The 22,392-nt window shown below is 67.8% G+C and carries 22 protein-coding genes; 7 read left to right on the plus strand and 15 right to left on the minus strand.

Annotation, left to right across the window (positions count from 1 at the left end; translation table 11 throughout):
- Positions 1–21: 21 nt before the first annotated feature.
- The 3 genes from J2Y58_RS05730 to gluQRS form a co-directional block, all read right to left on the minus strand.
- A complete protein-coding gene (locus J2Y58_RS05730) occupies positions 22–579 on the minus strand; it encodes a cob(I)yrinic acid a,c-diamide adenosyltransferase (protein WP_310099991.1) in 558 nt (185 codons plus the stop codon).
- Positions 579–812 carry a twin transmembrane helix small protein gene (locus J2Y58_RS05735; RefSeq protein WP_310099994.1) on the minus strand — a complete coding sequence of 78 codons (234 nt, stop codon included), beginning with the start codon at positions 810–812 and terminating at the stop codon, positions 579–581. Before J2Y58_RS05735 ends, J2Y58_RS05730 begins: the two co-directional genes overlap by 1 nt.
- A gap of 89 nt (positions 813–901) precedes the next feature.
- Entirely contained in the window at positions 902–1,708 is an 807-nt protein-coding gene (gene gluQRS, locus J2Y58_RS05740; protein ID WP_310099997.1) for a tRNA glutamyl-Q(34) synthetase GluQRS, read from the minus strand.
- A gap of 74 nt (positions 1,709–1,782) precedes the next feature.
- On the opposite strand from gluQRS, the gene J2Y58_RS05745 reads away from it, so the two are divergent.
- The 3 genes from J2Y58_RS05745 to J2Y58_RS05755 are packed head-to-tail and all read left to right on the plus strand — an operon-like array spanning position 1,783 to position 4,818.
- Positions 1,783–3,843 carry a S9 family peptidase gene (locus tag J2Y58_RS05745; protein ID WP_310100000.1) on the plus strand — a complete coding sequence of 687 codons (2,061 nt, stop codon included), beginning with the start codon at positions 1,783–1,785 and terminating at the stop codon, positions 3,841–3,843.
- A gap of 7 nt (positions 3,844–3,850) precedes the next feature.
- Positions 3,851–4,414: a DedA family protein gene (locus tag J2Y58_RS05750; protein ID WP_310100003.1), complete on the plus strand. Its 564-nt coding sequence runs from the start codon at positions 3,851–3,853 to the stop codon at positions 4,412–4,414.
- Positions 4,411–4,818 carry an acyl-CoA thioesterase gene (locus J2Y58_RS05755; RefSeq protein WP_310100005.1) on the plus strand — a complete coding sequence of 136 codons (408 nt, stop codon included), beginning with the start codon at positions 4,411–4,413 and terminating at the stop codon, positions 4,816–4,818. The genes J2Y58_RS05750 and J2Y58_RS05755 overlap by 4 nt, the downstream gene beginning before the upstream one ends.
- Before the next feature lie 58 nt (positions 4,819–4,876).
- Here J2Y58_RS05755 and tal read toward each other — a convergent pair whose 3' ends face one another.
- The 6 genes from tal to J2Y58_RS05785 all read right to left on the minus strand — a co-directional run bounded on the left by tal (position 4,877) and on the right by J2Y58_RS05785 (position 11,377).
- Positions 4,877–5,986, minus strand: coding sequence for a transaldolase (gene tal / locus J2Y58_RS05760; protein ID WP_310100008.1), 1,110 nt, complete (start codon positions 5,984–5,986; stop codon positions 4,877–4,879).
- Between the two features lie 83 nt (positions 5,987–6,069).
- Positions 6,070–8,142 (minus strand): transketolase, encoded by a 2,073-nt coding sequence (gene tkt / locus J2Y58_RS05765; protein WP_310100011.1) that lies wholly within the window; start codon positions 8,140–8,142, stop codon positions 6,070–6,072.
- Positions 8,143–8,212: 70 nt separating this feature from the next.
- The gene (gene rpiA, locus J2Y58_RS05770; RefSeq protein ID WP_310100013.1) at positions 8,213–8,884 is read right to left on the minus strand and encodes a ribose-5-phosphate isomerase RpiA; all 672 of its coding nucleotides are present in this window, start codon (positions 8,882–8,884) and stop codon (positions 8,213–8,215) included.
- 147 nt (positions 8,885–9,031) lie between these two features.
- Complete coding sequence (locus tag J2Y58_RS05775; protein WP_310100016.1) at positions 9,032–9,931, minus strand: sterol desaturase family protein; 900 nt, start codon at positions 9,929–9,931, stop codon at positions 9,032–9,034.
- A 127-nt stretch (positions 9,932–10,058) separates the two neighbouring features.
- Positions 10,059–10,871 (minus strand): PEPxxWA-CTERM sorting domain-containing protein, encoded by an 813-nt coding sequence (locus tag J2Y58_RS05780; protein WP_310100019.1) that lies wholly within the window; start codon positions 10,869–10,871, stop codon positions 10,059–10,061.
- Positions 10,872–11,041: 170 nt separating this feature from the next.
- Positions 11,042–11,377 (minus strand): hypothetical protein, encoded by a 336-nt coding sequence (locus tag J2Y58_RS05785; RefSeq protein ID WP_310100022.1) that lies wholly within the window; start codon positions 11,375–11,377, stop codon positions 11,042–11,044.
- 159 nt (positions 11,378–11,536) lie between these two features.
- On the opposite strand from J2Y58_RS05785, the gene uvrA reads away from it, so the two are divergent.
- Positions 11,537–14,434: an excinuclease ABC subunit UvrA gene (gene uvrA / locus J2Y58_RS05790; RefSeq protein ID WP_310100025.1), complete on the plus strand. Its 2,898-nt coding sequence runs from the start codon at positions 11,537–11,539 to the stop codon at positions 14,432–14,434.
- Positions 14,431–14,982, plus strand: a complete 552-nt coding sequence (locus J2Y58_RS05795) for a hypothetical protein (protein WP_310100028.1) — start codon at positions 14,431–14,433, stop codon at positions 14,980–14,982. Before uvrA ends, J2Y58_RS05795 begins: the two co-directional genes overlap by 4 nt.
- Positions 14,983–15,147: 165 nt before the next feature.
- On the opposite strand, the gene J2Y58_RS05800 is transcribed toward J2Y58_RS05795, so the two are convergent.
- Positions 15,148–15,753, minus strand: coding sequence for a BRCT domain-containing protein (locus J2Y58_RS05800; RefSeq protein ID WP_310100031.1), 606 nt, complete (start codon positions 15,751–15,753; stop codon positions 15,148–15,150).
- 236 nt (positions 15,754–15,989) lie between these two features.
- On the opposite strand from J2Y58_RS05800, the gene J2Y58_RS20975 reads away from it, so the two are divergent.
- Positions 15,990–17,819 carry a DUF3597 family protein gene (locus J2Y58_RS20975; protein WP_405053069.1) on the plus strand — a complete coding sequence of 610 codons (1,830 nt, stop codon included), beginning with the start codon at positions 15,990–15,992 and terminating at the stop codon, positions 17,817–17,819.
- Positions 17,820–17,972: 153 nt separating this feature from the next.
- Here the strand turns inward: J2Y58_RS20975 and J2Y58_RS05810 are convergent, their stop codons facing one another.
- Positions 17,973–18,257, minus strand: coding sequence for a BolA family protein (locus J2Y58_RS05810; RefSeq protein WP_310100035.1), 285 nt, complete (start codon positions 18,255–18,257; stop codon positions 17,973–17,975).
- On the opposite strand from J2Y58_RS05810, the gene J2Y58_RS05815 reads away from it, so the two are divergent.
- Positions 18,256–18,897 carry a J domain-containing protein gene (locus tag J2Y58_RS05815; protein WP_405053072.1) on the plus strand — a complete coding sequence of 214 codons (642 nt, stop codon included), beginning with the start codon at positions 18,256–18,258 and terminating at the stop codon, positions 18,895–18,897. The two genes, J2Y58_RS05810 and J2Y58_RS05815, sit on opposite strands and share 2 nt — an antisense overlap.
- A 3-nt stretch (positions 18,898–18,900) precedes the next feature.
- Here J2Y58_RS05815 and J2Y58_RS05820 read toward each other — a convergent pair whose 3' ends face one another.
- The 4 genes from J2Y58_RS05820 to sdhC form a co-directional block, all read right to left on the minus strand.
- Positions 18,901–19,473, minus strand: a complete 573-nt coding sequence (locus J2Y58_RS05820) for an ATP-dependent Clp protease proteolytic subunit (RefSeq protein ID WP_310100040.1) — start codon at positions 19,471–19,473, stop codon at positions 18,901–18,903.
- 197 nt (positions 19,474–19,670) lie between these two features.
- A complete protein-coding gene (gene sdhA, locus J2Y58_RS05825) occupies positions 19,671–21,476 on the minus strand; it encodes a succinate dehydrogenase flavoprotein subunit (protein WP_310100043.1) in 1,806 nt (601 codons plus the stop codon).
- Positions 21,476–21,853 (minus strand): succinate dehydrogenase, hydrophobic membrane anchor protein, encoded by a 378-nt coding sequence (gene sdhD / locus J2Y58_RS05830; RefSeq protein ID WP_310100045.1) that lies wholly within the window; start codon positions 21,851–21,853, stop codon positions 21,476–21,478. The genes sdhA and sdhD overlap by 1 nt, the downstream gene beginning before the upstream one ends.
- Positions 21,853–22,278, minus strand: a complete 426-nt coding sequence (gene sdhC / locus J2Y58_RS05835) for a succinate dehydrogenase, cytochrome b556 subunit (RefSeq protein ID WP_310100048.1) — start codon at positions 22,276–22,278, stop codon at positions 21,853–21,855. The genes sdhD and sdhC overlap by 1 nt, the downstream gene beginning before the upstream one ends.
- Positions 22,279–22,392: the final 114 nt, after the last annotated feature.

Raw genomic sequence — 22,392 nt, forward strand, 5'->3', positions numbered from 1 at the left:
CGCGCACGGGACTGCCTTATGTTATCGGTTTGCCCCTGCGACCCACAGAACGTCTCCACCTGCATTAAGGTTCACGTGCCGGCAGGCGACGAAAAGAAAATCCGAAAGGCGGTTCAGGTAGATGAGCGCTTGGGGGTTGGCATGCGGCGCCAGCGCCACCGCCGAGCGCTCCGCACGCCGCACGATCGCGCGCGCCAGATGCAACGACGCCGCCGCGCCGCCTGGCAGCACGAAGCTGGTCAGCGGCGGCACGTGCTCGTTGAGCGCATCGATCTCCGCCTCGATACGCGCGACCTGCGCCGGCACGATCCGCAACGTCATCTCGCCCGGTGCGTAATCGTCACCCGGCGTCGCCAGATCGGCGCCCAGGTCGAACAGGTCGTTCTGCACCCGCGTCAGCTGCGCGACCAGCGCGTCGTCCGCCAGCGCGGCGATCGCCACCCCGATCGCGCTGTTCGCCTCGTCGACATCGCCGATCGCCTGCATCCGCGCGTCGGTCTTCGCGATCCGGCTGCCATCCGACAGCCCGGTCGTCCCCTCGTCCCCGGTCCGCGTGTAGATGCGGTTCAGCCGGACCATCAGGTGCGCCCGGCGGCGAACAGGATGACGACCACGATCAGCACCGCCAGCGCCTGGTAGAAGATGCGCATCTGCATCATCCGGTTGGATTTCAGCTGCGCAGCGGTCGGCCCGCCCCCTTCGCCGCGCGCCTCCGCCGACGCACTCTGGAGGAAAGAGACGATGCCGCGCACGAGCGCGACCACCGTGGCGATCATCGCCGCGACCAGCAGGATGACGAGGAACGTGTTCATGAACGGAATGTAGGCACTTGCCCCGCCCGGAGCAACGGGCGCGCGCAGCCCGAGCCACCCGCCCCGCGGTCCAGCGTCACCACTGCCATCTACACCCGCTCTCCCGCCCGCAACCGCGCCGCCAGCGCCAGGCCGTCCACTCCCGACGCCCGCATCGCCGCCAGCGTCGGCGCCCCGTGCCGCTTCGCCAGCCGCTCCCCGTCCGCTCCGGCCAGCAGGTCGTGGTGCCACCACCGCGGCACCGGCAGGTCCAGCAGCGCCTGCAACACCCGATGGACATGCGTCGCCGCGAACAGGTCGCGCCCACGCACCACGTCGGTCACGCCTTGCGCGGCGTCGTCCACCGTCACCGCCAGATGATAGCTCGCGGGCGCATCCTTGCGCGCCAGCACCACGTCGCCCTGCGCCAGCGCCTCGTTCGCCACCATGCGCGCGTGATCGGTCCACGACAGTTCGCCGCCCAGCGCCACCGCCGCCGCCATGTCCAGCCGCCAGCAGTGCGCCGCGTCCCGCGCCGGCGCCCCCCGGCAGGTCCCCGGATACACCGCGGCCGTCCCATGCGGCGCGCTCATCGCCTCCGCAATCTCGGCACGCGTGCAATAACAACGATATAGCAGGCCCCGTTCACGCAATTTCTCAAGCGCCGACGCATAACGATCCAGCCGCGCCGACTGGAACACCACCTCCCCGTCCCACGCCAGCCCCAGCCATGTCAGGTCGTCGACGATCGTCGCGACATGCTCCGGCCGGCTGCGCGTCCCGTCGATATCCTCGATCCGCAACAGGAACCGCCCGCCGCGCTCGCGCGCGAAATCGTGCGCACGGATCGCCGAAAAGGCGTGCCCCATGTGCAGCCGCCCGGTCGGCGAGGGCGCGAAGCGCGTGGTAACGGTCATGCCCCCATCTGCGTGCGCCGCCGCCACGCGACAAGAGGGTGACGAAAACCGGGATCGCGCGTTAGGAAGCGCCTATGAACCACCCCACCCCGCCCGTCGCCGCCACCCGTCCGCATCGCTCCACCACGCACGGGGTCACCATCGACGATCCATGGGCATGGCTGAAGGACCCGAACTACCCCGACGTCACCGACACGGATATTCTCGCCTATCTGGAGGAAGAGAATGCCTGGTTCGAGGCGCAGATGGCGCCGCACCGCCCGCTGGTCGATCGCCTGTACGAAGAGATGAAGGCGCGCATCAAGGAGGATGAGAGCAGCGTTCCGCAGAAGGATGGCGACCATCTCTACTGGACGGCCTATGAGACCGGCGGCCAGTATCGCAAATGGTGGCGCCGGCCCGTCGCGGGGGGCCCGGACGAGCTGCTGCTCGACGAACCCGCGCTGGCGGAGGGCAAGGAATATTTCCGCCTCGGCGCCTTTGCCGTGTCGAACGATGCCAAGAAGCTCGCCTATGCCATTGACGACAATGGATCAGAACGCTTCACGATCCACGTCAAGGATCTGACCACCGGTGAACTGCTCCCCGATACGATCCCCGGCATGTTGTCGGAGATCGTCTGGACCGCCGACGACAGCGGCTTCCTCTACGGCCTCGCCAACAAGGAGTGGCGCACCGACAATGCGCGCTTTCATCGCCTCGGCACCGATCCGGCCGAGGATATCGAGCTCTTCCACGAGGATGACGAGGGCTACCGCGTCGCGGTTGGCGAGACGAGCGACCGCCGCTGGATCGTCATCGGCACCGGCGACCACGTCACCAGCGAGATCCGCCTGCTCCCCGCCGACGATCCCTTCGCCGATCCGATCCTGATCGCACCGCGTCGGGAAGGCCGCGAATATGACGTCGATACGCACGGCGACACGTTGTTCATCCACACCAACGACATCGATCCGATGTGGCGGCTCGTCACCGCCCCGATCGCGTCGCCAGGCGAGTGGACCGAGCGTATCGCGCCGGGCGCCCGCTTCTACATGACCGGCGTCGAATGTTTCCGCGACTTCTTCATCGTCGAGGGGCGCGAGGACGGGCTCGACCAGATCGAAGTCCATTCCTACGACCCCGCTACCCCGCCGCGCCGCATCACCTTCCCGGAGGCGAGCTACGCCGCGGCACTCGGCGATAATCCCGAGTACGATCAGACTGTTCTACGTCTCGGCTATGAGTCGATGGTAACACCGGGCACGGTCTACGACTATGACACCGCGACCGGCGAACTGACCATGCTCAAGGTTCAGGAGATCCCCAGCGGCTATGATGCGGGACGCTACGCGACGCAGCGGCTGACGATCCCCGCGCGCGACGGCACGCAGGTGCCGGTCTCGATCGTCTATCCGCACGACTTTCCGCGCGACGGCTCACGCCCGTTGTTCCTCTACGCCTATGGCGCCTATGGCCATGCGATCCCGCCGGGCTTCTCGACCGGGCGGCTCAGCCTGCTCGACCGCGGCTTCGCCTATGCGATCGCGCACATCCGCGGCGGCGACGACCTCGGCCAGCAATGGTATCACGACGGCAAGCTCGAGAAGCGCACCAACACCTTCAACGACTTCGTCGACGTGGCGAAGGCATTGGTCGCACAAGGCTGGACCAGCGCCGGCCGCATCGCGATCGCCGGCCGCTCGGCGGGCGGCGAACTGATGGGCGCGGTCGTGAATTCCGATCCGCAGCTATGGGGCGCGGTGATCGCCGACGTGCCGTTCGTCGACGTCCTCAACACGATGCTCGACGAGACGCTGCCGCTGACGCCCGGCGAATGGCCGGAATGGGGCAATCCGATTGAGGACCCGAAGGCGTTCGAGCTGATCCGCAGCTATTCGCCGTACGACAATGTAAAGGCTCAGGATTACCCGCCACTGTTCATCTCCGGGGGCCTCAACGATCCGCGCGTGACCTATTGGGAGCCCGCAAAGTGGGCGGCGAAGCTGCGCGCGACGAAGACCGATGCCAACGTCCTGCTGCTCAAGACCAACATGGGCGCCGGTCACGGCGGCAAGTCCGGCCGTTTCGAAAGCCTGCGCGAAGCCGCCGAGGAACATGCCTTCGTGCTGTGGCAATTGGGCGTGGAGGAGTGAGCGCGGCATGACGATCGAGGCGATCGTCGCGCGCTACGGTCTCGCCGCGCTGTTCGCGGGCGCCGCGCTGGAGGGCGAGGCAGCGGTGATGGCCGGCGGCATCCTCGCGCACAAGGGGCTGCTGTCGCTCCCGCTCGCGATGCTCGCCGCCGGGCTCGGCTCCTATGCCGCCGATCAGGCGTGGTTCTACGCCGGCCGCCACTTCCGCGACCATCGCTGGATCGCCGCCGCGCGCGCCAAGCCCGCTTTCGCGCGTGCGGTCGCCACGTTCGAACGCCATCCGACCGCCTTCATCTTCGCCTTCCGCTTCCTCTACGGGCTTCGCACCGTCAGCCCGATCGCGATCGGCTCCACGCAAGTGTCGGCGCGGCTGTTCGCGATCGTCAACGGCCTCTCCGCGGCGTGCTGGGCGATGATCTTTACTGGGATCGGCTATCTGTTCGGCCATGGGTTCGAGCAGGTGCTCGGCCGGGTCGCCGCCAACCGCCACCTGTGGTGGGCCGTCGCCGCGGTGCTGGCGGCGGGCATCGCCTTCGCGGGCTGGCGCTGGTACAAGGCGCGCCACGCATGACCTTCACGCAGCCCTTCACCGCGCAGCCTGCCGACATCGACGAGCTCGGCCACGTCAACAATGCCGTCTGGGTACGCTGGATTCAGGACCTGTCGGTCGCGCACTGGCACGCGATCGCGCCGCCCGCGCATCAGGCCGCCTATGTCTGGATGATCACGCGCCACGTCATCGACTATCGCGGCAATGTCGTGGAGGGCGAGACGGTGACCGGCGAGACCTGGGTTCCCGATCCGCCGCGCGGCGCCCGCTTCGACCGCCATTTCCGCTTCCTGGGCACCGACGGCAAGGTCCGTGTCGAAGGCGTGACCACCTGGGCGCTCCTCGACCGCGCCGCCGGCCGGCTGCTGCGCATCACGCCGGAGATCGCCGCACCGTTTCTGGCGTCCAGCCGACCCCCGGCATGAGCAGGGAATGAAAACGCGGGGGCCGTCGCCAGCCCCCGCGCCTGCATTCTCCGTCAGATCAAGCGGCCGCGGGCTGCTTCTCCGAAATCACCTTCAACAGATCGTCGAACGACTTGGAGAAGCTCGCGACGCCCTCGTCGACCAGCGTCCTGGTCACCCCGCCCAGGTCCAGCCCCAGCCGCGCCTGTTCGTCGATCACATGCCGCGCGTCGTCCACGCCCTCGGTCAGCGTCTGCGCCACCGTGCCATGGTCGCGGAACGCGTCCATCGTCTTGGGCGGCATCGTATTGACCGTCTCCGGCCCGATCAGCTGGTCGACGTACAGCGTGTCGGGATAGTCGGGGTTCTTGGTCCCGGTCGACGCCCAGAGCAAGCGCTGCGGCCGCGCGCCCTTCGCCGCCAGCTTCTGCCAGCGGTCGGACGCGATGAACTCCTGATACCAGGCATAGGCCAGCTTGGCGTTGGCGATCGCCACCTTGCCCTTCAGCGCCTTGGCCTCCTCGCCGCCCGTTCCGGCGTCGATCGCATCGTCGATCTTGCTGTCGATGCGGCTGACGAAGAAGCTCGCCACGCTCGCGATCCGCTCCACGGCCAAATCCTTCGACACGCGCTCCTCCAGCCCTTCGACATAGGCCAGCGCGACCTTCTTGTACGCCTCGACCCCGAACAGCAGCGTGACGTTGACGTTGATGCCCTTGGCGATCGTGTCGCGGATCGCGCGCACACCGTCGTCGGTGCCCGGGATCTTGATCATCAGGTTCGGGCGGTCGACCGCCTGCCACAGCCGCTCGGCCTCCTCGGCGGTCTCCGGCCCCTTCAGCGCCAGATACGGCGACACTTCGAGGCTGACATAGCCGTCCCTGGCGTCCAGCCGGTCATAGACGGGGCGCAGCGTATCGCACGCCGCCTGGATGTCCTTCACCGCCTGCGCTTCGTAGCGCGCCATCGGCTCGGCACCCGGATTGGCCTTGTCGAACTCCGCGAACCCGGCGTCATAGGCCTCGCCCGCGCCCATCGCCTTCTCGAAGATCGTCGGGTTGGAGGTGACGCCGGTCAGCCCGTCCTCGTCGACCAGCTTCTGCAGCCCGCCCTGCTCGAGGAACTTGCGGTCGACGAAATCCAGCCACACCGCCGTCCCGGCGTTGCTGAGGTCCTGTAGCTTGCTCATACCGATCTCCGTATCCCGTCGTGTCTGTCAGCGCGCAGCGCGTCGCCGGCCGATATAGGAACCCGCCGTCGCCGCCGCGACCGTCAGCGGCCCATCGCTTCCTTCGCCACCTTTACGACATTCTCGACCGTGAAGCCGAACTTGTCCTGCAGCTTGGCGAGCGGGGCCGACGCGCCGAACGTCGACATCGTGATCTGCCGCCCCTCGAAGCCGACGTAGCGATCCCAGCCGAGCGACCCGGCCATCTCGATCGCGACCCGCGCCGTCACCGCCTTGGGCAGCACGCTTTCCTTATAGGCGGCGTCCTGCAGTTCGTAGCGGTACCAGCTCGGCATCGACACGACGCGCGCCTTCACGCCCTCGGCGACCAGCGTCTCATACGCCTGCACCGCCAGCGACACTTCCGAGCCGGTCGCGGTCAGGATCACCTCGGGCGCCTCGTCGCCGCCCGCCAGCACGTACGCGCCCTTCTCGACCCCGTCCGCACTCGCATATTTGGTCCGGTCGAGCGTCGGCAGCGCCTGACGCGACAGGATCAGCGCCGCCGGGGTGCTCGCGTCCTTCATCACCGCGCGCCATGCCGCCGCCACCTCGTTGGCGTCGCCGGGACGGAAGGTGTCGATGCCCGGAATCGCGCGCAGCGTCGCCAGATGCTCGATCGGCTGGTGGGTCGGCCCGTCCTCGCCGACGCCGATCGAATCGTGCGTGAACACCCACACCGCGCCGATCTCCATGATCGCCGACAGCCGCACCGGCGCGCGCATGTAATCCAGGAAGACCAGGAACGTGGAGCCATAGGCACGCAGGTGCGACAGCGCCATGCCGTTCACCACCGCGCCCATGCCATGTTCGCGCACGCCGAAGTGGAAGTTGGTGCCGCCGTAATTGTCCGCCTCGAACGACGGCGCGCCCTTGATGTCGGTCTTGGTCGACGGCGCGAGGTCCGCCGATCCGCCGAGCAGCCACGGCACTTTCTTGACGATCGCGTTCAGCACCTTGCCGCCCGCATCGCGGCTCGCCACGCCCTTCTCGTCGGCCTCGAACACCGGGATCTCGCTGTCCCAGCCCTCGGGCAGCTCGTCCTTCAGCAGCAGGTCGAGTTCTGCCGCCAGGTCAGCATGTTCGCTGCGATACTTCTCGAACAATGCCACCCATTCGTCGCGCGCCTTGCCGCCGCGATCCTTGACCGCCTTGCCGAACGCCTCCTTCACGCCCTCGGGAACGTAGAAGTCCTCCGCCGGCCAGCCATAGGCGAGCTTGGTCTTGGCGATGTTCTCGGCGCCCAGCGGCTCGCCGTGCGCCTTCTCGCTGCCGGCGCGAGGGCTGCCCCAGCCGATCACCGACTTCACGACGATCAGCGTCGGGCACGATTGCTCGTCACGAAACGCCTGAAGCGCGTTCTTCAATGCGTTGAGATCATTGGCATCGTCGACATGAATGACGTTCCAGCCATAGGCCTGGAAGCGCTTGCCGACATCCTCGTCGAACGCCAGATCCGTGTCGCCTTCGATCGAGATCTGGTTGCTGTCGTAGATCCAGCACAGGTTCGACAGCTTCAGGTGCCCGGCCAGCGATGCCGCCTCGGCCGAGACGCCCTCCATCATGTCGCCGTCGCCGCACACGACATAGACGTCATGGTCGAACAGCGCGAAGCCGGGGCGGTTGTAGCGCGCCGCCAGCCAGCGCTCGGCGATCGCCATGCCCACCGAATTGCCGCATCCCGCGCCCAGCGGACCGGTCGTCGTCTCGACGCCGGTGGTGTGGCGATATTCGGGGTGGCCCGGCGTCTTGGACGACAGCTGCCGGAACTGCTTGATATCGTCGAGCGACATCGCCGGCTTGCCGCTCTTCTCGCCGTCCGCGCCGATCTCCTCGACGCCGGCCAGATACAGCAGCGAGTACAGCAGCATCGAGGCATGGCCGACCGACAGGACGAAGCGGTCGCGGTTCGGCCAGTCGGCATGCGCGGGGTCGTAGCGGAGGAACTGCGTCCAGATCGTCCAGCCGACCGGCGCCAACGCCATCGGCGTGCCGGGGTGGCCCGAATTGGCCTTTTGCACGGCGTCCATCGACAGCGTGCGGATCGTGTCGATCTGCAGCCGCTCCGGGCTGCCGTCCTCGTGGATACCGGCGGGCGAGCTGGCGGTGTCGGTCATGCAATCCTCATGTCGGGAGTCACGGGGTCGAACGCACCGGCACGACGCCGGTTGCCGAGTCCCGCCTCCCTTAACCGCTCGCCTCGGCGCGTTCCAGCCGCGTAACGACACCGCGATCCGCGACATAGGTCGCATCCACCTCGTCGAGAAACAGTCCGTGCCCCAGCACGCCCGGCGTCGCATCCAGCGCGGCGGCCAACGCGCGCGCCGCGGGAAAGGCCGCGAACCGCGCGTCGAGGACGAGGTTGCCGTTGTCGGTCGCCCGCTCGCGCAGCGCCACCGCCGCGCCCAGCGCGCCCAGCCTCGCGGTGACGAATGCTTCCGCGAACGGCAGCACCTCGACCGGCAGCTTCGCCGCGCCGATCGCCGCGACCCGTTTGGAGGCGTCGGCGATCACCACCATCCGCGTCGACGCCGCCGCGACGATCTTCTCGCGCAACATCGCGCCGCCCGCGCCCTTGATCGCCCACAGCCGCGCGTCGACCTCGTCGGCGCCGTCGATCGTCAGGTCGACCGCCGCGACCCCGGCGAAGTCGCGCACGGCGATGCCCAGCGCCGCGGCCTTGCGCGCACTGTCGATGCTGGTCGCGACCGCTTCGATGCGCAGTCCCTCGGCCACGCGCCGCCCGAGCGCTTGAATCGCGAACCGCACCGTCGATCCGGTGCCCAGCCCGACGAGCATCCCGTCGCGCACCTCTTCGACCGCCGCTTCCGCCGCCAGCCGCTTGTCGTCATCCTGCATCCGCGCCTCCGCCCACGACAGCGCGCGAGGACCGTCGATCGTTGCCTGCCTGCTGGTTATCCCAGCGAAGGCCGGGATCTCCCGACGGTGACGCGCACCGCCAGCCAGGCAGCAGATCCCGGCGTTCGCCGGGACGACGAACCCTGGCTAGTCCGGTGACACCGCCCCCGCCCCCGCCCCCGCCGCCGACCCCGCCCGCGCCCGCGCCCGCCCGTTGCCCTCCGCCTCATCCTTCTCGCCTCGGAAAGGATGCAGCAGCTCGCCGCCCATGCCGCCGCGGATCGGCTTGTCGATGCCATACACCGGCGGCCATTGATCCTTCGGCAGGTGAAGCGTCCCGAACACGCGGTCGATCCACGGAAACATCGCGGCATAATTGCGGTCGCGCCCCTCCGCGCCGTTGGTGTGGTGCCAGTGATGGAAGGCCGGCGTCGCCGCGACCTGCTCCAGCCACCCGAACCGCCACCGGACGTTGGCATGGACCAGGAACGACCACACCGTACCGACCAGCGTTACATAGACCGGGATCATCGCATCCGCGCCGCTGGCATGCGTGTTCGCCAGCCCCAGCGCATAGACCGGTACCAGCCCGCACAGCCGGACGAACGTGACGTCGAGCGGATGCGCGCGCGTGTTCGCCAGCCAGTCGAGATGCTCGACCGTGTGATGGATCGCGTGGAAGCGCCAGAGGAACGGGATTTCGTGGCACCAGCGGTGCGCCCAATAGGCGCCGATCTCGCTCACCAGCAACGCCGCGACCAGCTTGGCCGCGAACGGCAGCGAGGCGACCCACGCGGTATAGGCGCCCGGCGTCACTTGCCCCAGCACCACCGCGACCGTCGCCATGATCGGCGCGATGATCACGCCGGGCACCAGGCTGTTGAGGAAGTAGTAGACCAGGTCGGCGGCCCGTCCCGCGACGCCGCCGCGGGACGCCGGTCGGTCGCGCAGGCTGAACAACCACTCGATCGGCACGAACAGCATCGCGAGCAGCACCAGCCACACGCTCAATCGCGCCACGTCGATTGCCACGTCCGACAGCGTCATCGCCCCTTCCCGCCTGCGCCGACGACCGGCGCGCACCTTGTCTCGCGCATCGATCGTCAAGAATCGGTGAAGCGGCGGCGCGCCCGCAAGCACGCCGCCGCCCCACACTTCGTCGAAATCTGATCGATCAGACCATCTGGGGGCGGGTCGCGCCGCTCGCCTTGCGGCGACGGATCGTGGCGCCGACCACACCGAAGCCCAGGATCATCGTCATCCAGGTGTCGGGCTCCGGCACCGCCGCGGTCAGCGACACGTTGTCGAGCAGCAGCGACGGCGGCAGGCCGTTCGGGGTGCCCTTCGCGAGGAACGACAGCGTCTGGCTGGTGCCGCCCGCCACGAAGTCGAGCGAAGCCTTCTTCCAGCCCGAGGCGCCCTTCGGAGCGACGGTCAGCGTCTCGGTCGACTTCACGACGTTGCCCAGCGACACGTCGAAGCGCTGGGTCGTCTGGCCCGGGGTCGTGAACCACGTGACGGCGGCCCAGTCGAAGGTCAGGTTGTAGGTGTTGCCCTGGACCAGCCCGCCGATGACCTGGCTGATCTTGCCGGCGAATGCGGGATCGCCATCGGCCAGGATGTAGTTGCCGTATGCCCAGGTCTTGCCGTTGTCGCCGTTGTAGCCGGTCTCCGAATAATTGCCCTTGAAGTCGCCGAGGCTGGATACGGTGTTGGCCGTGCCGAAGGTGCCGTAGATGTAGTCGTGGTTACCGCCCAGCGAGGTGAAGCCGTCCCCATCCGGGCTGTCGCCCTTGATGAGGAAGTTATAGCCGTAGCCGGTATAGCCGCTGGTCTTCTCGTTCGTCCAGTTGGTGACATTGTTGGTGAACTGGCGGCTGCCATCGACGGTGTTTTGCTCGAAGCCGCCGTTCTTGACCAGGTTCTGCGCCGAAGCGGCACCCGACATCATCATCACGGCGGCGGCAGCCATTGCCAATTTCTTCATGATCGTCCCCTCACGACAACAGCGCCACGCCGTGCCTGTGAGAAATTCGATAGTGTCGCGCGCCGACGACCGTCAACAAGCGACGATCGACCGCTGATTATGCGCCCGATCCCGATTTCAGCCTCTTAGGTAGTAAATGTCTCTTTCTGATACACGCCGGAAAACACCGCTTACCGCCGATTGTACTTTCCGGCATTGCTAAGGAAGGCGTTCACCATGTCGCCGATTACGTCGCCCGGCGTCGCAGCCTCCGACGCGGCGCGCCGGTCCTTGGGTTCGGCGCCGTGATCTTCTTGCGCGGCGGTACGTCCGGCAGGGCGCACGCCGCGCGACAATGCCGCGGTCACGGCCGCGCCCGCGACCGCGGTCAGCGCACCGGCGATCGCCTGCCGCCCCGCCGGCCCCTGCGCCTGCTCGATCAGCTTCTCGCCCGCCTTGCGCAGTTCCTTGGGCACCTTCACCCCCAGCACTTCCTTTGGCAGCTTGCCCTTCTTCTTCTTGGCCATCGTCGCGCGTCTCCTGACTGTCGCAGCGATATAAGACACCGCCGGGGCGGCGCAACCGTCGTGCACATGGCGCGTCTTGCCGCAGTGCGGCACCCGCCCCACATCGCGCGCTGGCTTGCGGGCTGGACGCAGCCGAACAGATATGGAACAGATTCCCCTATGGCATTGACGACGATCTCCGTCCGCGGCGCGCGCGAGCACAATCTCAAGGACGTGAGCGTCGACATTCCGCGCGATACGCTGACGGTCATCACCGGCTTGTCCGGCTCCGGCAAATCGTCGCTCGCCTTCGACACCATCTATGCCGAGGGGCAACGTCGCTACGTCGAATCGCTGTCGGCCTATGCGCGCCAGTTCCTGGAACTGATGCAGAAGCCCGACGTCGACCATATCGAGGGACTGAGCCCCGCGATTTCGATCGAGCAGAAGACCACCAGCCGCAACCCGCGCTCGACGGTGGCGACCGTCACCGAGATCTACGATTACATGCGCCTGCTCTGGGCGCGCGTCGGCGTGCCCTATTCGCCGGTCACCGGCCTGCCGATCGCCGCGCAGACCGTCAGCCAGATGGTCGACCGCGTCATGGCGCTGCCGGAGGGCACGCGGCTCTACCTGCTCGCCCCCGTCGTGCGCGGCCGCAAGGGCGAGTATCGCAAGGAACTGGCCGAGTGGCAGAAGGCGGGCTTCACCCGCGTCCGCATCGACGGCACGATCCACGAGATCGACGAGGCCCCCGCGCTCGACAAGAAGTACAAGCACGATATCGAGGTCGTCGTCGATCGCCTCGCGGTCAACGAAAACGCCGCCACGCGCCTCGCCGACAGTTTCGAGACCGCGCTGAAGCTCGCCGACGGCCTCGCCTATATCGACCCTGCCGATCCGGTCGAGCCGCGCACCCCCGAAAGCGTCGTGCTCGGCGATCACGCGCCCCCGGGCCGCATCGTCTTTTCCGAGCGGTTCGCCTGCCCCGTCAGCGGCTTCACCATCGCCGAGATCGAGCCGCGCCTCTTCTCCTTCAACGCTCCCCAGGGCGCCTGCCCGGCCTGCGACGGGCTGGGCGAGAAGCTGGTCTTCGACGAGGACCTGATCGTCCCCAACCACGAACTGTCGATCAAGAAGGGCGCGGTCGTCCCCTGGGCGAAGTCCAACCCGCCCTCGCCCTATTACATGCAGGTGATGGCCAGCCTCGCGCGCGAGTTCGGCTTCTCGCTCGACACCGCCTGGCGCGACCTCCACCCCGAAGTCGCCGACAAGATCCTCTACGGCACCGAAGGGAAGGCGGTCACGCTCACCTTCGTCGACGGCAAGAAGAGCTACGACGTCAAGAAGCCGTTCGAGGGCGTCATCGGCAACCTCAACCGCCGCCTGCTCCAGACCGAGAGCGCGTGGATGCGCGAGGAGCTGTCCAAATACCAGTCGTCGCAACCGTGCGAGGTCTGCAAGGGCGCGCGCCTCAAGCCCGAGGCGCTGGCGGTCAAGATCGCGCAGCAGGACATCAGCCACGCGACCCGCATGAGCGTGGTCGACGCGCTCGCCTTCTTCACCGACCTGCCCAACCACCTCGGCGACCAGCAGCGCGCCATCGCCGAGCGCATCCTGAAGGAGATCATCGAGCGGCTCGGCTTCCTCAACAACGTCGGGCTCGACTATCTCAACCTCGACCGCACCAGCGGCACGCTGTCGGGCGGCGAGAGCCAGCGCATCCGCCTCGCGTCGCAGATCGGCAGCGGGCTGTCGGGCGTCCTCTACGTCCTCGACGAGCCGTCGATCGGCCTGCACCAGCGCGACAACGACATGCTGCTCGCCACGCTGCGCCGCCTGCGCGACCTCGGCAACACCGTCATCGTCGTCGAGCATGACGAGGATGCGATCCGCATGGCCGATTACGTGATCGACATGGGGCCGGGCGCGGGCGTCCACGGCGGGCAGGTCGTGGCGCAGGGCACCGTCAAGCAACTGCTGAAGTCGAAGACCTCGATCACCGCCGACTACCTCAACGGCACACGGCAAGTCGCCGTCCCGGCCAAGCGCCGCAAGGGCAGCGGCAAGAAGCTGACCGTCCACAACGCCACCGCCAACAACCTCACCGGCGTCACCGCGTCGATCCCGCTCGGCACCTTCACCTGCATCACCGGCGTGTCCGGCTCGGGCAAGTCCAGCTTCACGATCGACACGCTCTATGCCGCCGCGGCGCGCACGCTCAACGGCGCGCGCATCCTGGCGGGCAAGCACGACAAGATCACCGGGCTCCAGCATCTCGACAAGGTCATCGACATCGACCAGTCGCCGATCGGCCGCACCCCGCGCTCCAACCCCGCCACCTACACCGGCGCCTTCACGCAGATCCGCGACTGGTTCGCCGGGCTGCCGGAATCGCAGGCGCGCGGCTACAAGCCCGGCCGCTTCAGCTTCAACGTCAAGGGCGGGCGGTGCGAGGCGTGCCAGGGCGACGGCGTGCTCAAGATCGAGATGCACTTCCTCCCCGACGTCTATGTCACCTGCGACGTCTGCCACGGCGCGCGCTACAATCGCGAGACGCTGGAGGTGAAGCACAAGGGCCACAGCATCGCCGACGTGCTCGACATGACCGTCGAGGATGCCGCGTCGTTCTTCGCCAACGTGCCGCCGATCCGCGACAAGATGGCGATGCTGGTCGAGGTCGGCCTCGGCTACGTCAAGGTCGGGCAACAGGCGACGACGCTGTCGGGCGGCGAGGCGCAGCGCGTGAAGCTCGCCAAGGAACTCAGCCGCCGCGCCACCGGCAACACGCTCTACATCCTCGACGAACCGACCACCGGGCTGCATTTCGAGGACGTCCGCAAGCTCCTCGAAGTCCTCCACGCGCTCGTCGAGCAGGGCAACACCGTGGTGGTGATCGAACACAATCTCGACGTCATCAAGACCGCCGACTGGATCGTCGACCTCGGCCCGGAAGGCGGCGTGAAGGGCGGCGAGATCGTCGCGGCGGGGACGCCGGAGGACGTGGTGAAGGAGCCGCGCAGCTTTACGGGGAAGTATCTGGCGCCTTTGTTGGGGAAGGAAACCAAGGCGGCATGAGCGGCTACCGGCCTGCGTTCGAGGCCGGGCTCCGCCTGCTCGCCCGCGCCAGCGAACTGATGGAGCGTCGCGGCTTCGCGCGACCGGTGCTGGTCGGCGGCGGCGCGGTCGAACTCTACACGCAAAGCGCCGTCACAACCGGCGACTTCGACGTGGTCACGCCGCGTCAGGAGGCGTTCGAAGAAGCGCTACTACAACTCGGCTTCGTGCAGCCCGCCGGTACAGGGCATGTTCCCAACGGCTGGCTGCACCCCGAGTTGCTGCTCGGCTTCGAAGTCGTCGCCTCGACCCTGCTTGACGGGGCCGCCGACCCGAACCGCTTATTGCTGCTTGACATGGGCGACGACGGCCGCGTCTCCATCATCGCGGTTGAGGACGTCATCGCCGATCGCATGGGCCAATATGCCTCGGGGAGCGCCCCCGACATGCTCGAACAGGCGCGCGCGCTCTTCGCACTTCACCGCGATGCCGACGTGCAGTACCTTGACGCGCGTATTCGCTACGAGACGGCAGGTAGTCATGGCATCGCCGACCTTAAACAATCCTGAGGCGCGCAGCTTTGCTGACTTCGCAGAGGACATCGCTAAGCGCCGGCACGACGCTGGCGATGTAGAGGTGCCGCGAAACGAGGGAGATCGACGGACTGTCAGCAAACGTGCGCTATTGAACGCGCTGGAGCGTCTTGGCGCTTCGTGGTGAACGCTTGCGGGATCTCACAAATGCGAAGCCCAATGCTCCTCCGAAACGATGCGGATTGGCGAACCGCTTTCGCGATAGTCGACGGCTTTCACGATCTTCGTACCGAAAGCCGAATGCTTCCATGACTCCGTGGCGTAAGCGCCGATTACCAATACGTTGGTCCGCTTCGTCAGGGTGCCGGCCTCGCCGCCTCGCTTGATGACGGCCTGCTCACAGTCACGGCGACCGCCAAAGCCAAAGGTGCCTGTGAAGCAGTAACGCTGCGCGCGAAACAACAAGGTCGGAGCCGGGTCGCAGAGCGGCAACGTCGATGGCTTCATCACCTCGCCCAACTCGAAATCGCGGCTGGAAAAGCTGTTGAGTGTATCCAGCAACTCCGCACATTCATCTGCATCGGCCACGCCGTCAGCGAGGATCAGGTTCACGCGGTCGTAAAGGCGACGTATCATGGGTTGATCGCTGATCGCCATGTTCGCAGCGAGCCATTTTTGCAGAAACTCGACTTCGCTCTGGTTGATGGCACCGTCAGCTGCAATGCCGCGAGCCAATCCGACGAGTTCATCTACCTGCCGTGACGTGATGCGGTCGGTCCCCAGTAAATTATAGCGCTGCTCGCTCATGCCTATATCCCCCGGACATCGCCTGAGAGTGACAGTGTGACGCCGAGCTCGCAAGTCCGGTCAATGGCCCGCCGCGGCAAAGCCGCGTCGTCGGACGGCGCTCATAGCGCCGCCGGCCGAGCCCGCCGCAGGTTGTCGCGCCGGTAGCTGCGCTACCGGCTTGGCGCGGCGGGCTGTCCTACATCCTCCAACATAAGCCACCCTCCCGCACCCTTTCCGCAGGAGGCGCACCCAAAATGACCGTCATGACCCCGATGGAAGGCATCACCGCCCCCGCCCGCCGGGCCACGACGCCACCCCCCGCCCCGCCCGCTACCGACGCCACCCACTCCCGCCGCACCGACGGCTGGTCCGCCGCCAACCAGCGCACCTTCCTCGAAGCGATCGCCGAGGGCCACGGCGTCGACGCCGCCTGCGCGCGCGTCGGCCTGTCCGCCACCTCCGCCTACGCCTTCCGCCGCTCCGCCAAGGGCGCAACGTTCGCGCTCGGCTGGCGCGCCGCCTCGCTGGTCGCGCGCGAGGTCGTCGCTGAGACGCTGCTGGTCCGCGCGCTCGACGGCCAGACCGACACCTACACCCGCGCCGACGGCACCATCGTCACCCGCCACCGCCACGACAACCGCCTCGCGATGGGGCTGCTCGCGCGCCTCGATCGCCAGGTCGAGGCCGCGCCCGATAGCGATGCGCGCGCCGCACGGCTCGTCGCGCAGGAATTCGACGCCTATCTCGATCTCGTCGCGCAGGACGCCGGCCCGGCACGCGCCGGGCTGTTCCTCGCGCGGCGCTGCGACGCGCTCGCGCCGGCCGCCGGCGACGCGCCCGATCTCGCCCCGCTTCACGCGCTCGCCGCCGCGGATCGCTTCGCGCGCACCGGCCACGCCACCGCCGGCGAGGTGCCGGTTGCCGATCTCGATCCCGCGCAGCGCCGGCACTGGACCGCCGAGCAGTGGGCGCGCGCCGAGGCCGCCGGGCTGGTCGCCTTCGCCGCGCCATCCGCCGATGATCGCGCCCCCGCTTCGGACGCTGCGTCCGGCGCCGCATCCCCGCCCCCGGCACCGTCATCGTCTCAACATTCGCAACATTCGCCGCTGCCGGACGACGAGCCGGTATGGTGGGACGAGGATGTCGAGGACTGGCGCACCGCCTTCCCGCCCCCCGACGGCTTCGACGGCGAATGGGAGGGCGAGCCGGCCGAGCCCGACTACGAACGCTCGCTGACCGAGGCGGAGGCGGCGCGGATGGGGCCGCCGCCCGACCATCTCGACGCGGCGGCGCTGGCGCGGCTCGCCGCCGCGCGCGACCGCTTCTTCGGCTTCGTGCCCCCCGCCGCCGACGCCCCCGCGGTCTCCCTCGCCATCTCCCCCGATGATGCCGCCCTGCCCCGCGCCGCGCCGCGTGACCTGTCTTGCGCCGCGCCGCGTGACCTGTCCTGCACCCCGCCCGGCCTGTGGCCCGGCCTGTCGCTTTCCTCCGGGCCCGCCCCCGCGCCGCGCGCGGCGACGCCCGGCATCCGCTGGTTCGCGGACCCGCCCGACGTCGCCGCGCCTGAACCTTCGACGCGCGGCGACGTTGCCTGCGCACCACCCACGATAGAGGATTCGTGCGACATGAGCATCTTCGGCGCGATCAAGAAGGCGATCTTCGGCGACCATGGCCCGCTCGGCGGCCAGTTCTCGGGCAAGAAGGACGCCCCCGCCGCCCACCCCGCGCCCGCTCCTGCCCCCGCCCCCGGCACCGCGCCGACCGCGGCCCCGGCCCCCTCACCGACCCCGGCACCGGCAACGGCCCCCGCCGCCCCGCAGGCGCCCGTCGATGTCGAGGCGGTGCTGACCGGCATCGCGCAGAAGAAGGGCAATCCCGACCTCAACTGGCGCACGTCGATCGTCGATCTGATGAAGCTGCTCGACCTCGATTCCAGCCTCGCCAACCGCAAGGAACTGGCGACCGAACTCGGCTATACCGGCGAGAAGGACGGCTCGGCGGAAATGAACATCTGGCTCCACAAGGCGGTGATGCGCGAACTGGAAAAGAGCGGCGGCACCGTGCCCGCGGCGCTCAAGGACTGACCGGCCGGCGGACGGCGGCGCTCGGCCGTCGCCGTCCGGCTCCGGATCGTGGCGGAAGATGCCGTCGGTATTGAACGCCACCCGCCGCTCGTCGGCGACCGCATCATGCAGCGCCGCCAGCCGCGGACGGCCGCCGGTATCACCGGTCGTACGTCACTCGCCCGGCGCCCTCGCCTGGATCGCCAGCGCATGAATACGCTCCGCCAGCAGGTCGGCCAGCGCCCGGTTCACCAGCCGCTGCCGCGCGACACGGTTCAACCCCGCGAACGCGGCGCTCTCGACGACGACGCGGAAATGGCTCTCGCCCGTCCCGTCGTCGCCGAGATGCCCGCGATGCTGCGCGCTCTCGTTGACGACCTCCAGCCGCGTCGGGGACAGCGCCTCGGTGAGGCGGCGGGTGATCTGGTCGGCGATGCTGCCGGTAGCGATGTCAGTCATGCGACCCCATATAGCCCGCTTTGTGCGTCAAGCGACGAGTGAGTGCGTGAAGCCCCGTAACGATCGACCCCATACACGTTTCCACGGCCGGGTAGCGGACTCGGACAGGCCCTGCGAACATCCCGGCTGCGCCGAAGCCGGCGAGTTCCGCGCCCCCCCGCTGGAGGGCGCCGGCGCGCACGACGGCCCGCCGCGCTTCCGCTGGTTCTGCCTCGACCATGTCCGCGCGTTCAACGCTGGCTACAATTACTTCGACGGCATGACCGCCGACGAAATCCACCAGGCACAGCGCCCGATGGCGGGCTGGGAGCGGGAAACACGTGCCTTCTCGCGGGGACAGATGGGCGACCAGGGCCCGCGCTGGTCGGACTTCACCGACCCGCTCGACGCGATCGCGGCCAAATACGCCCGCGCCGCGCCGCGCGCCGATGGTCGCCCGCTCACGAGCGAGGACCGCCGCAATCTGGAAACGCTCGGCTTGCCAGCGGACGCGGACCGGTCCGCCTTGCGCAAACGCTATTCGGAGCTCGTCCGACGCTACCACCCGGACCGCAACGGCGGAGATCGCAGCCACGAGGCCGCGCTCGGCAAGGTCATCGCCGCCTACCAGCAGCTGCGCCGCGCCCCCGCCTTCGCATGACCGTCAGATGATATCGAGCACCAGCCCCAGGTCACGCGCCTCGGTCGCCTCGATGTACCAGTTGTTGGGCGCGCGGTCCTTGAGCTCGTCCAGCGACACCTTGCTGCCGCGCACGAGATCGGCGAAGCCTTCTTCCTGGATGCGGATCGAATCCTCGATCTCGTTCAGCTTGGCCTTCAGTACGGGCGCGAGCGTGTTGAGCGGTCCGGACAATTGAATCGTCGAATTCATCAACCGCTCATGGATCATGATCCGCGAGTTGCGCGTCAGAAAGCGCTTGTCGACCGGGAAGGCTGACATGAACGTCGCCCCTGCCGAGTAGACCGCGACCTTGCCGAGGAACAGCGCCTCGCGTCCGGTATATTCGCGCAGAAGGCGGATCGAATCGCCCATCGCCCGGGCCATCTCCGGATCGCCACCCAAGGTCGTGATCGACACCACCACCGGCCCGTCGCCCGGCGCGGCAGCAAGCTGGTCCTTGAAATTGGCGTACATCGTCTCGTCGACGGTGCCGTGGAGCTGGATGTGCGGTACCGCGAGCAGCGGATAGGCGGCGGCGTTGTTGTTCTCGGTCATGCCGCGCACAAGCCGCGAGCGCCGCGCGAGTTCCGCCGCTGTCGTACATCGCCGCGATGCGCATTCAGCCTGCACCGTCGACGAGACGCTCCTTCTCCTGACCGATAACTACATCGGCTGCTCGCGCAGTCCGCAATGTGCCGTCACCAAGGACAGACAAGCCCGCGCGCGATCACGCGCGGGCATCGCTGGCCAGCTCAGTATACGCGCTTCTTCGGCTTGATGTACTCGACGTCGTCGGTCAACGTGTAGTCGTGCACCGGACGATAGTCGATCGCCGTCGCACCGCCCTTGCCACCCCAACCGTCGAACGTCGCGATGGTGTGCTTCATCCAGTTCGCGTCGTCGCGCTCCGGGAAGTCCTCGTGCATGTGCGCGCCGCGGCTTTCCTTGCGGTTCTCGGCGCTCTTCATCGTCACCACTGCCTGACCGATCAGATTGTCGAGCTCCATCGTCTCGACCAGATCGGTGTTCCAGATCAGCGAGCGGTCGGCGACCCCGACGTCGTTCATCCCCTGATAGATCGTCTCGATCTTGCCGACGCCCTCACCCAGCAGCGCGCTGTCGCGGAACACTGCGCAATGGCGCTGCATCGTCCGCTGCATCTCGGCGCGCAGCTTCGCGGTCGGCGTCCCGCCCTTGGCATGGCGGAAATGGTCGAGCCGGCCAAGCGCCATCTCTTCCGAGCCTTTGGGCAGCGGGTTATGCGGCGTATTCGGCTTCAGCGTATCCCTCAACCGCAGCCCCGTCGCACGCCCGAAGACGACGAGGTCGATCAGCGAATTGGAACCCAGCCGGTTGGCGCCATGCACCGACACGCACGCCGCCTCGCCGACTGCGAACAGACCCGGCACCACCGAGTCCGGATCGCCGTCCTTCAGGCGGACGACCTCGCCGTGATAGTTACACGGGATGCCGCCCATGTTGTAGTGCACCGTCGGGGTGACCGGCAGCGGCTGGCGGGTCAGGTCGACGCCCGCGAAGATCTTGCCGGTTTCGGTGATGCCCGGCAGCCGCTCGTGCAGGACCTTGGGATCGATATGGTCGAGGTGCAGGAAGATATGGTCCTTGTCCTTGCCGACCCCGCGCCCCTCGCGCATCTCCATCGCCATCGAACGCGCGACGACGTCGCGGCTCGCCAGGTCCTTTGCGGACGGCGCATAGCGCTCCATGAAGCGCTCGCCCTCGGAGTTGGTGAGGTACCCGCCCTCGCCGCGCGCGCCCTCGGTGATCAGCACGCCCGCGCCGTAGATGCCGGTCGGGTGGAACTGCACGAACTCCATGTCCTGGAGCGCCAGCCCCGCGCGCAGCGCCATGCCGTTGCCGTCGCCGGTGCACGTGTGCGCCGACGTCGCCGACTGGTAGACGCGGCCACCGCCGCCCGTCGCCAGCACCACCGCATGCGCGCGGAAGCGGTGGATCGAGCCGTCTTCCATGCACAAGGCGATCACGCCGCGACACGCGCCGTTCTCCATGATCAGGTCGAGCGCGAAATATTCGACGTAGAAGTCGGCGTCATACTTCAACGACTGCTGGTACAGCGCGTGGAGCATGGCGTGACCGGTGCGGTCGGCGGCGGCGCAGGTGCGCTGCACCGGCGGGCCCTCGCCCATGTTCTGCATGTGCCCGCCGAACGGGCGCTGGTAGATCGTGCCGTTGTCGTTGCGGCTGAACGGCACGCCGGCGTGCTCCAGTTCGTAGACCGCCGCCGGCGCCTCGCGCACCATATATTCGATCGCGTCCTGGTCGCCGAGCCAGTCGGAACCCTTGACGGTGTCGAACATGTGCCACGACCAATGGTCGGGCGAGTTGTTGCCCAGCGATGCGGCGATCCCGCCCTGCGCGGCGACCGTGTGGCTGCGCGTCGGGAACACCTTGGTGATGCAAGCCGTCTTCAGCCCGCTCTCGGCGATCCCCATCGTCGCGCGCAGGCCCGAGCCGCCCGCCCCGACGACGACGGCGTCATAGGTGTGGTCGATGATCTTGTAGGCGTCAGCGAACATCAGGCGGCGGCTCCGAAAGCGACCTTGAGGATCGAGAAGATGGCGGTACCGGCGGTCGCGAAGGTGAAGACCGTCGCCAGCACGGTCAGCACGAAACGGCTTTCCTTGTGGGCGTAATCCTCGATCACGATCTGCAAGCCGAGCCGGAAATGGTAGAAGACGGAGGCGATGAACAGCGCCATCGGCACCGCCACCCACGCCGAGTGCAGCCACAGCCGCACCGTCGCATGGTCGTACGACGGCAACGTGGCGATCGAGACCAGCAGCCAGACGAGCAGCAGGAAGTTGCTGCCCGCGGTCAGCTTGTGGTGCCACCAATGCTGCGCGCCATGCCCAGCGCTGCCCAGCCCCCGGACGCGACCGATCTCGGTGCTCATTACTTCATCCCCACGAAAAGCCAGAACGCCACCGTCAGCACCGCCGATGCGACAAAGGTCAGCACCGCCAGCCGCCGGTTCAGCTTCAGCTCGAACGCAGCGCCGGTATCGAGCACCAGATGGCGGATGCCGCTCATCATGTGCTGGAACACCGACCAGGTCAGCGCGACGCCGACCACCCAGCCGACGACGTTCAACGCGCCGGTCGAGGTGGTGAACACGTCGAGGAACACGCCGTATGCGGCAGGACCGGCCGCGATCGCCGCCAGCCACCACACCAGCAGCAGCGTGCCGACGGTCGCCATCCCGGTGCCGGTAATGCGGTGTACGATCGACACGGTCATCGCCGGAGACCAGCGATAGTGAAATTGCATGGGCCCGCTGAACAGATGCGGGCTGCGCGGGCGGGCAGGTTTCGAAGCCAAGCGCGGGGTTCCTCGGATATGGGCCGGTGCGGGCGGGTTTGCGGGGTCTATGCGTCCGCGCGCCTGATGATGCAAGCGCAGCGGAACGGCGGCGGCGCAAAGTCGATGCCCGCC

This window comes from Sphingomonas sp. BE138 (assembly GCF_031456125.1).
In the GTDB taxonomy this organism is placed as follows: domain Bacteria; phylum Pseudomonadota; class Alphaproteobacteria; order Sphingomonadales; family Sphingomonadaceae; genus Sphingomonas.